The following is an 8,890-nucleotide window of genomic DNA, read 5'->3' on the forward strand; positions in this document are numbered from 1 at the left end:
CTGCCCTTTATTCCGCCGACCACCGAAGCCGAGGACCGGGACGCCTTCCGTGAAGCGGATCTGTCCAAGCATCTCGACAATCCCAACGCCAATGGCCAGCGCCGGGACGCCAATGGCGACATCAAGGATCTCCTGGAAAAGGACAACCAGCTGCGCCTGGGTCTGAGTCTGGTCAAATCCCTGCCCCACATCAGCCAAATCTCGGTCAAATAACCATGCCAAACAGGGCGGCCCGGCCGCCCTGTTTTCCTTCACGCCCATGCCTGCCAAGAAAAAACGCAAGGGAACCTCGAAAAAGGCGTCCCGCTTTCCCCTGTTCCGAACCCTGGCCCTGCTCGGCGTTGTCCTGCTGACCGGCCTGACCCTGCTTCTTATCCTGCGCCTGCCACAAAAGCCGGCCAATCCGGAACAAGGCGCTCCGCCCCGGTCCGAAGTCAAGCAGGGCGTCGCGGCCCGCCTTCCCGACCACGGCCCGGCAACGGAGCACCCCGCGCCACCCCAAGTCGCCACGCCCCCCCTGGAACAGTCACCCGTCACGCCAGCGCCGGTGCCGCCCCTGGCCTACGAAGCGCCCATCGATGATTTCGAGGCGCGGGTCCGCGACGCGGATTTGGCCATCCTCAAGGCCCTGGACAGCGCGGGACAGAGTGAATCCGTTCTGAGGCATCGCGCCGTGGAAGCCCGAAAATTCCGTGGCCAGGAATTCCATTACCAAAACCTGACCCTCCATCTGCGCCCGGATGTTTTCCCTTTCCTGGCCGCCCTGGAACACAATCTCGAGGACATGGTGCCCGGATCCGATCTTCAGGCCCTGGACGGGAACCCGCGCGACCTGGAAGTTTCGATCCAGGGACAGCCCACGCACCATCTGTTCATCCCACTTCCCAGCACTCCGCCCAAACCGGAACCGGTCGCGACAACGCCGCGCCTGGTCATCATTATCGACGACCTGGGAGAAAGCACCAAAACCGCCCAGCGCCTGGCCAAACTCCCCTTCCCGGTCAGCTTTTCGGTGTTGCCCTTCACCACCAAGGCCAGGGAAGTGGCGGGAATCGCCCGGAACAACGACCTGGAACTACTGCTGCACCTGCCCTGCGAGCCCCTGGGCTATCCCAAGACCAATTCCGGACCCGGCACCTTGCGCGCGGCCATGTCCCCGGCCGAACTGGAACGCGCCCTGGTCGCCAATCTGGCCCGCCTGCCCGAGGTGGATGGCGTCAACAACCACATGGGATCGAAACTGACCCAGGACAAAAAAGCCATGCGCACCGTGCTGGCCCATCTCAAGGGACGTGGAAAATTTTTCGTGGACAGCCTGACCACGCCCAAAAGCTGTGTCGACTCGGTCAGCGCCAGTCTGGGCATGCGCTACCGCCGCCGTCATGTGTTCCTGGACAACACGCCCCAAAAACAGACCATTCTCCTGCAGCTCAAAAAAGCGGAGGCCCTGGCCAGAAAAAGCGGCCTGGCCGTGGCCATAGGCCATCCCTACCCCGCCACGTTGGCCGCCCTGGAGACCTGGGCCGGAAAGCGGGACACGAAAATTGTCATTTGCAAGGCCCGGGATATTTGACAAAGGCCGTTTTTTTGATAACAGCCCAAAATCAAATCGTAGTCTGGCCCACAAGGAGCCCCGCATGGAATCCATTGGCGCGTCATCGTGCATGAACATACTTCACGGCATTTCCAAAGGTCTGTCCCAAAGAACCAGCATCCAGCAAACCCTTGAAGGCCTGTGCGGCCACGTGGAGCGGTATTTCACGCCCACGCATCTGGCGTTTCTCCTGGTGGAACCGAACAGCGGCGACATGACCTTCTCCCTGGTCCGGGGCGCCAAGGAGGAAATGGTCTCCGGTAAAAAACTCCGCAAGGGCAAGGGCATCGCGGGCTGGGTCGTGGAAACCGGCGAGCCATTGCTCATCGAGAACACGGCCACGGATCCTCGCTTCCGCGCCCAGTTTCAAAGCGTCAAAACCCAGGACACGTTTTCCATCATGGCCGTGCCGCTCAAGAGTGGCGAGTTGGTCTATGGCGTGCTGGAACTTTTCGACAGCGCGGACAAGACCCTCTACACCGAAGATCATCTGCACAGTCTTTCGGCCATCGCGGACATCACGGCCGTGGCCATCGAGCGGGCGTATTATTTCCAGGCCATGCGCCGCATGGCCGAAACCGACCAGCTTACCGGCCTGCCCAACCGACGCATCTTCGAACGGTATCTGGAGCGGGAAATAGAAGTCTGCAAACGCTACGGCACGCCCTCCACGGTCATGCTCCCGACCCTCGAAAACCTGCGCGGCCTGAACGAGGAGCACGGGGTAACCACCGCCGACACCATCATCCAAACCCTGGGCACCATCATCTCCGAAGACGTGCGCAAGGTCGATGTGACCTGCCGCATCGGGCCCAACAAGTTCGCGGTGATCATGCCCAACACCGCCCCCCGGCAGGCGTTGGAGGTCCGACAGCGCCTGGCCACCAAAATCGAGCATCAGCGCCTGCTACACAAACTCCCGCCCTTCACCGTGTCCATCGAAGCCCGCACCGGAACCCAGGACGACATCACGCCGTTGCTGGGCATCACCGTGCTGAGCAATGTCGGCACCCAGGGATTTAAAAAATTCCGCAATGTGGCCGCCAATATCTTCCAACTCCTCAATGAAGAAAAACAATCCATGGAACGCCGCCAGTTCTACCGCAAAAGCGTTCAACTGGCGGGAAGTTTCAGCCCTCTCGAAGGCGGCCCTTCCGGTGACATGCTCGTGGACAACATCTCCCTGAACGGAATCGGTTTCACGGCCCTGCTGACTCCCCCGGTGGCCAAAAACGACCTGATCCGGGTCAACTTCCAGCTCGATGACTCCCGCTCCACGGAAATCAACCGCGTCGTCCGGGTCCGGTACATCAAGGACCGCTACGTCGGATGCACCTTCGCGGATCAAAAAAGCTACGACGGCGATCTGGGTTTTTACCTCATGCGTTGAACTTCCCAAAAAACACGCAAAAAAAGGCGGGTCGGCAAACCCGCCTTTTTTTGTTCACGGCGTGAACCGCTGTTCCGTTTTTCGAATTCACGATGTGGGCCGGCAGCCCTCCGCCAGGCAGCTTCGGCCCGAACATGCGCCGGACAACGCGGAATCCATGTCTTTCACAAACCTTTTTGCGCCATCAAATGGGCCAGATCGGCCACCCGGCAGGAATACCCCCATTCATTGTCGTACCAGATCAACACCTTGGCCAGATTACCGGCCTGGACCGTGGTAAAATCCGCCTCGACCACGCCGGAGCGGGGATCGCCGACATAATCCGAAGACACCAGGGGCTCCTCGGAATACCCGAGAATGCCCGCCAACGGTCCCTCGGACGCGGTCTTGAACGCGGCCCTGAGCTCGTCGGCCGTAGCGTCGCGCTCCAGCACGGCCACGAAATCCACCAAGGACACGGCCGGCACGGGCACGCGCACCGAGTAGCCATCGAAACGCCCGGCCATTTCCGGCAACACCTTGGCCACGGCCTTGGCCGCGCCGGTGGAGGTCGGAATCATGTTGCAGGCCGCGGCCCGGGCCCGGCGCAGATCCTTGTGCGGCAGATCCAGAATGCGCTGATCGTTGGTATAGGCGTGGACCGTGGTCAAAACGCCCTTGGCCACGCCAAAGGCCTCGTGCATGACCTTGACCGCCGGGGCCAGGCAGTTGGTGGTGCACGAGGCGTTGGACACGACATGGTGTTTGGCCGGATCGTACTGTCCCTCGTTCACGCCGATGACCACGGTCAGATCCTCTTCCTTGGCCGGCGCGGTGATAATGACCTTCCTGGCCCCGGCCTCCAGATGCTGGGCCGCCGTGGGACCGGTGCGGAAGATGCCCGTGGACTCGATGACGATATCCACGCCGAGGGAACGCCACGGGATAAGCTTGGGATCACGCTGGGCAAAACTCTTGATGGTCCATTGGCCGCCAACACGAATGGTGTCGGCGTCCGATTCGACGATCTCGCCAAAGCGGCCATAGGAGGTATCGTGACGCAGCAGATGGGCGTTGGTCGCGGTGTCAAAAAGGTCATTGATGGCCACGACTTCCAAGGTGTCGGCATGGCGCTGCCAAATGGTTTTCAGCACCTGACGGCCGATACGCCCAAAACCATTGATTCCTATACGTATTTTTCCCATATATAGCTCCCTAGTCTTCAAAAACCTGATAATCGTAGGCGTTGATCAACTCCATCTGACGCTTCAAGGTCTGATGCATGCGGGCGTTTTCGATGGCAATGGCCGAAATGTTGGCGATGGCTTGCAAAAAGCGGATATCGTCCTCGCCAAATTCCCGCCGCTCTCCGGTATAGACCCGCATCACGCCAATGGGCCGGGCCCCTTCGGCGAACATGGGGGACACCAAAACCGAGACCAGCCCCTCCTGGGCCGCCTCGGCCCGGTACTGAAAACGCAAATCCGTGCCGGCGTCCAAAATCTGGACCACCTTTCCGGAAAACGCTTCCTGGTCCAGGCCGCTCTTGGCCAGTTCGACCTCGCCTTTATGGGCGTAGCGTTCGCTCAAACCGTAATAGGCGGCCGGCTTCAAAACCTTGCCGGAGCGATCCAGCAGGCGGATGAAGCATCCCTTGACGCCCATGGCCCGCGTGACCTGTTCCGCGATGCGACTCAGGACCTCGCTTGGGTCCAGGCTCGAGTTCACGGTCCGACTGACTTCATAAATAATCTCATAGAGACGTTTTTGACTCATGGTGTCCTCCGTTCATGTGCAAAACTTCCCAAAAACATATACTAGGCGTCAACGAGACACCACCCTCTTTTCACGGGCGCCGTGGCCAGAACAATTTGAACAACCAACCAGCGCACCATTTCCGCGCGTCCCTTGAACTTTCCCTGTCCAAAGGATACGAGGCCCAAAAATTCATGCAAGGAGATTTTATGGAACGCACCTTTTCCATCATCAAACCCGACGCCGTGGAGCGCAACCTCCAAGGCGAAATCATGGCCATGATCCAGGCAGCCGGCCTGCGCATCGTGGGCATGAAAATGCTCCACCTAACCAAAACCCAGGCCGAGGGATTTTACGCCGTGCACCGCGAGCGCCCCTTCTTCGCCAGCCTGACCGACTACATGTGTTCCGGCCCATGCGTGGTCATGTGCCTGGAAGGCGAAAACGCCATCCAGAAATACCGCGATCTCATGGGCGCCACGAACAAGGACAACGCCGCCGAAGGCACCATCCGCAAAAAGTACGCCCTGGACATCGAGAAAAACTCCTGCCACGGTTCGGACGGCCCGGATACCGCGGCCACGGAAATCGCCTACTTCTTCAACGCCTTGGAACTGGTGGGATAAATGAAACGTTTCGGGTTCATCGGACTTGGGAACATGGGCGGGGCCATCGCCAAGGGGCTGGCCCAAGGTCGGGCCTTCGAGCTCGTCGGCTTTGATCCGAGCGAGGCCATGCGGGCCAGACAGACGGACATCATGACCATTCTGCCCTCGGGGCGGGATGTGGCCGCGCAGGCGGATTTTCTGCTCCTGGCCGTCAAACCCCAGGTCACGCGCCACGTCCTGACCGACCTGGCCCAGGTCCTCAAGCCCGGAACCTGTCTCATTTCCATCGCCGCCGGCGTGACCCTGGACAGACTCATCAAATGGTCGGGCAGGGCATGCCCCGTGGTCCGGGTCATGCCCAACACCCCGGCCATGATCGGCAAGGGGGTCTACGCCCTGTGCTTCGACCACGACCTGCTGACCAACGAAATCAAACACGCCGTGACCGAGGTCTTCGATGCCATCGGCCAGGCCCATGTCCTGCCGGAAAAACTCTTCGACGCCTACACCGGTCTCATTGGCTCGGGCCCGGCCTACGTCTTTGCCTTCATGGAAGCCCTCATCGACGCCGGCCTGACCCTGGGTCTGACCCGGGCCCAGGCCACGGCCATGGTCAAGGGGCTGATGGCCGGAACGGCGCTCATGGCCGAGGAGGCAACCGCCCACCCGACGCTTCTGAAGGAAATGGTCATGTCGCCTGGCGGCACGACCATCGCGGGGCTGAACGCCCTGGACGAACACCGTTTCAAATTCGCCATCACCCAGGCCGTGGTCGCGGCCACGCGACGCAGCCGGGAGTTGGGAGACTAGGGGGCGGCTTCGGCCGCCTTTTTCATGTCATGCCAGGCTTCCACGCCCCCCGCCTGATCGGGCGCCCGGTCGTTCCCGCCGACGCCCCCGACATCCTGGCCATATACCGGGAAAACGAACCCCTCTTGCTCCTGTTGGATCATGACCAGCACCCGGACCACATGGCCGCGAGGTTCGTGGGGCAGGCCAACCTCCCCAAAGGCGGCGAGGCCCGGCACCTGTCCAATCTGGTCCTGACCGCCACGGCCGGGCCATGCGTCGGGCTGCTCAGCGTTTACCACGGTTATCCAGACCCGGACGTGGCCTACATCGGCGAACTGTTCCTCCGACCCGCCCACCAGGGGCAAGGCCTGGGGCGTGAAGCCTACCTCTCCGTGGAAGCCCGACTCCGCGCCCAGGGCATGCGCGCTGCCCGGGTCGGCATTGGCCTGCGCAACTGGAACGCCCTGCGCTTTTGGATTCGCCTCGGTTTTTTGCGGGTCACCGGCATGAGTGGGGCTCGCGCCTTTGCCCCGAACGCCTTCGCCTTTCTGGAATTGCAAAAAAAACTCTGACCCGAGGGATCACTCCGCCCCCGGCCCCAAAAGAGCCCGGACGCGCTCCAGAATCCGCATGCTGTCGCATGGCTTGCGCAGCACGTCTTGCTCCGTCATGCCGATTTTTCCGAGATTGTTCGATAACGTGTATTCCACGGAACCCGTGTGCAAAACATGGCGTGGACAACGCCCGAGTTCGCGCGCCGTGAGAATGAACTCCTCCCCGCTCATGCCCGGCAGACGCAAGTCCACGATACACAGATCGGCCGGCTCGGATTCCAGCTCCCGCAACGCCTCCTCGGCCGAGTGGACAGCACGGAGATGAAATTCACCATGGTCTTCCAGCAGACAAATCAACGCCTTGCGGATGTATTCCTCGTCATCGACGATCATGATCCGAGCGGGCATCCTCCCTCCTTGCGGATCGAGCCGCCACGACGGGCAATTCAATGGTGAACGTGGTTTTCTGGCCCGGGACGGAATCCACATACATGCGGCCACCATGGCCGCTGGTGATGATGAAATACGAAACCGAAAGTCCCAGACCCGTGCCGACCCCCGCCTTCTTTGTCGTGAAGAAGGGTTCAAAAACCCGTTTCTGAATTTCGGGAGACATGCCGGGCCCGTTGTCCTCGACCGCGACACGGACATGGTCCCCTTCATGCGTGGCCCGGATGCGGATGCATGGCTCGGGCACTGGCGACGAGGCCATGGCCTGTCCGGCGTTGCGGAGCAGATTCAGCAGAACCTGTTCAATCTCGGTTTCGGTGCAATCGACCAGCGGCAAATCAGCGCCATATTCCTTGATCACCGTGACCAGCCTGAAATCATAATTCTTCTTCAGGTCGTAATCGCTGGACGCCAGCTCCACGGCCTTGTCGATGATGACCGGGATGTGGCACGGCGCCCGCCGGGATTCGCTGGTCCGGCTGAAGTCGAGCATGTGCCGGATGATCGCCGCGGCGCGGATGGCGGCGGCGCTGATTTCCTCGATAAAGGAATGCAGACCGCGCTCGCGCATGTAGGCATCGAGCAGCCCCAAATCGAGGCCGATCCGGCCCGCGACCTCCAGATTCCTGGGAAAGTCCGGCTTGGTCCGTTGGGCCAGATTCTGGGCGGTGTTCAAAATGATACCAAGCGGATTGTTGATTTCGTGGGCAATACCCGCCGCGATGCCGCCCACGGAGAGCATCTTTTCGGTCTGGATCATCATCTGCTGCATTTTTCTGGATTCGGTCACGTCGCGCATGACCCCCATCATGTGCGGCACGCCATCGATGACCAGCATTTGACAGGAAATGGAGCACGACAGGATATCCCCGTTCTTGCGGCGAACCTCGGCCTCGAAGTTCTCCACGACGCCCAGCCCCTCCACCTGCGCGAACAAATTGTCACAGACCGATTCGTCCTGGTACACGTTCAGCTCGGACGGGGTCCGTCCCAGGCACTCTTCGAGGCTGAAGCCAAAAAGCCGTAAAAACGCCTCGTTGACGTCCTTGATACGCCGCGAAACAAAATCCTGGACAACGATGGCGTCCGGCGACAACCGGAACAGCCGCGAGAACTTGTCCTCTGACTGCCGCAGGGCCAGTTCGGCCCGCTTGCGTTCGGTGATGTCCTCGAGGGTGCCGACCAAAAACAGCGGCTCGCCGTTGCCATTGAATTGCAAGGACGCGTTGATGATGGCGAAAAGCCGCTCTCCGTCCTTGCGCCGGAATTCGACCTCCCGACTGACGCCACGGGGAGACTCCAGCAAGGCATCAAGCAGATCTTGCCGGCCCTCTGGACGAGGATAAAGATCCGTGGCCAGATTGCTCATGGCCGCCAGGAGTTCTTCCCGTGAGTCAAAACCAAGCATGCGCGCCATGGAGGGATTGGCCTCGACAAGCCGGCCTCCGAAAGTGGACCGAAAAATACCGTTGGGCGTATTATTGAAGATATCCCGATATTTTTCCTCGCTTTCACGCAGGGCGGCCTCGCTCTTTTTGCGTTCGGTGATATCGACATGCGTCCCCACCGCCCGCGTCGGGGCTCCATCCACGTCCCGCTCCACGACCTTGCCACGACTCAGGATCCAGCGCCATTCGCCGGACTTGCTCCGCATCCGGAATTCTTCCTTATACGTCTCCGACCGCACCAGCCGGCCGGTCAACGCCTGCTCGACGCGCGTTATGTCATCGGCATGGACCAAGCTCCTCCAGGATTCGAGCGAGGGTGG

The 8,890-nt window shown here is 60.7% G+C and carries 9 protein-coding genes; 5 read left to right on the forward strand and 4 right to left on the reverse strand.

The genetic code is table 11. The features are described from left to right. Positions 1-259 precede the first annotated feature (259 nt). Together EOL86_09930 and EOL86_09935 are read left to right on the forward strand one after the other, a co-directional pair. Positions 260-1,573 carry a hypothetical protein gene (locus EOL86_09930; GenBank protein ID NCD25888.1) on the forward strand — a complete coding sequence of 438 codons (1,314 nt, stop codon included), beginning with the start codon at positions 260-262 and terminating at the stop codon, positions 1,571-1,573. Between the two features lie 64 nt (positions 1,574-1,637). After that, positions 1,638-2,984 (forward strand): diguanylate cyclase, encoded by a 1,347-nt coding sequence (locus tag EOL86_09935; protein ID NCD25889.1) that lies wholly within the window; start codon positions 1,638-1,640, stop codon positions 2,982-2,984. Between the two features lie 164 nt (positions 2,985-3,148). Here the strand turns inward: EOL86_09935 and gap are convergent, their stop codons facing one another. Together gap and EOL86_09945 are read right to left on the reverse strand one after the other, a co-directional pair. Further along, a complete protein-coding gene (gap, locus tag EOL86_09940) occupies positions 3,149-4,168 on the reverse strand; it encodes a type I glyceraldehyde-3-phosphate dehydrogenase (protein NCD25890.1) in 1,020 nt (339 codons plus the stop codon). 10 nt (positions 4,169-4,178) lie between these two features. Then, a complete protein-coding gene (locus EOL86_09945) occupies positions 4,179-4,739 on the reverse strand; it encodes a GAF domain-containing protein (protein ID NCD25891.1) in 561 nt (186 codons plus the stop codon). Between the two features lie 188 nt (positions 4,740-4,927). On the opposite strand from EOL86_09945, the gene EOL86_09950 reads away from it, so the two are divergent. From EOL86_09950 to EOL86_09960, 3 genes are read left to right on the forward strand one after another with little or no spacing between them, the layout of a single operon-like run. After that, positions 4,928-5,344 (forward strand): nucleoside-diphosphate kinase, encoded by a 417-nt coding sequence (locus EOL86_09950; protein ID NCD25892.1) that lies wholly within the window; start codon positions 4,928-4,930, stop codon positions 5,342-5,344. Next, entirely contained in the window at positions 5,345-6,136 is a 792-nt protein-coding gene (proC, locus tag EOL86_09955) for a pyrroline-5-carboxylate reductase (GenBank protein NCD25893.1), read from the forward strand. It abuts the gene before it with no gap. A 29-nt stretch (positions 6,137-6,165) separates the two neighbouring features. Continuing rightward, complete coding sequence (locus tag EOL86_09960) at positions 6,166-6,690, forward strand: GNAT family N-acetyltransferase (protein NCD25894.1); 525 nt, start codon at positions 6,166-6,168, stop codon at positions 6,688-6,690. Between the two features lie 9 nt (positions 6,691-6,699). Here EOL86_09960 and EOL86_09965 read toward each other — a convergent pair whose 3' ends face one another. Both EOL86_09965 and EOL86_09970 read right to left on the reverse strand, forming a co-directional pair. After that, positions 6,700-7,080, reverse strand: a complete 381-nt coding sequence (locus EOL86_09965; protein NCD25895.1) for a response regulator — start codon at positions 7,078-7,080, stop codon at positions 6,700-6,702. Beyond that, the coding region (locus EOL86_09970) for a PAS domain-containing sensor histidine kinase (protein NCD25896.1) at positions 7,052-8,890 on the reverse strand (1,839 nt) is incomplete at its 5' end. The genes EOL86_09970 and EOL86_09965, both read right to left, overlap by 29 nt.

Source organism: Deltaproteobacteria bacterium (assembly GCA_009930495.1).
Classification (GTDB): Bacteria; Desulfobacterota; Desulfovibrionia; order Desulfovibrionales; family Desulfomicrobiaceae; genus Desulfomicrobium.

Coding starts and splice junctions, on each gene's coding strand:
- EOL86_09930 (NCD25888.1), top strand. CDS start 260: ATGCCTGCCAAGAAAAAACGCAAGGGAACCTCGAAAAAGGCGTCCCGC.
- EOL86_09935 (NCD25889.1), top strand. CDS start 1,638: ATGGAATCCATTGGCGCGTCATCGTGCATGAACATACTTCACGGCATT.
- gap (NCD25890.1), bottom strand. CDS start 4,168: ATGGGAAAAATACGTATAGGAATCAATGGTTTTGGGCGTATCGGCCGT.
- EOL86_09945 (NCD25891.1), bottom strand. CDS start 4,739: ATGAGTCAAAAACGTCTCTATGAGATTATTTATGAAGTCAGTCGGACC.
- EOL86_09950 (NCD25892.1), top strand. CDS start 4,928: ATGGAACGCACCTTTTCCATCATCAAACCCGACGCCGTGGAGCGCAAC.
- proC (NCD25893.1), top strand. CDS start 5,345: ATGAAACGTTTCGGGTTCATCGGACTTGGGAACATGGGCGGGGCCATC.
- EOL86_09960 (NCD25894.1), top strand. CDS start 6,166: ATGCCAGGCTTCCACGCCCCCCGCCTGATCGGGCGCCCGGTCGTTCCC.
- EOL86_09965 (NCD25895.1), bottom strand. CDS start 7,080: ATGCCCGCTCGGATCATGATCGTCGATGACGAGGAATACATCCGCAAG.